The organism is Halalkalibacter lacteus, assembly GCF_036663595.1.
Taxonomy (GTDB): Bacteria; Bacillota; Bacilli; order Bacillales; family Bacillaceae_D; genus Halalkalibacter; species Halalkalibacter lacteus.
In genome coordinates, this window is the sequence record NZ_JAWRVL010000194.1 from 1 (window position 1) to 273 (window position 273).

Genomic DNA, 273 nt, shown 5'->3' on the forward strand with positions numbered 1-273 from the left:
CAGTCAAGTGACCTTTGCTGGTTACCGTTTCTCGGCGCAGGACTTTATGACAATGAGCGAATATCTTGATGCGCGCTATACCGGCCACAGAAGCGGTAGCAGCAGGGAAATGTACACCGTCACCCTGAACAAGAACTTTCGGGACTGGGGATTAAGCACTTATCTCAACTACAACCACCAGACCTATTGGAATCGACCAACCAATGATCGCTATAACCTGACGCTGTCGCGCTACTTTGATTTCGGCAATATCAAAAATCTCAGCTTGTCGAT

The 273-nt window shown here is 48.0% G+C and carries 1 protein-coding gene; it reads left to right on the top strand.

Features of this window, described 5'->3' with window-relative positions; genetic code table 11:
* On the top strand, positions 1–273 hold a 273-nt coding region (locus SAZ04_RS22045), incomplete at both ends, for a fimbria/pilus outer membrane usher protein (RefSeq protein ID WP_332699725.1).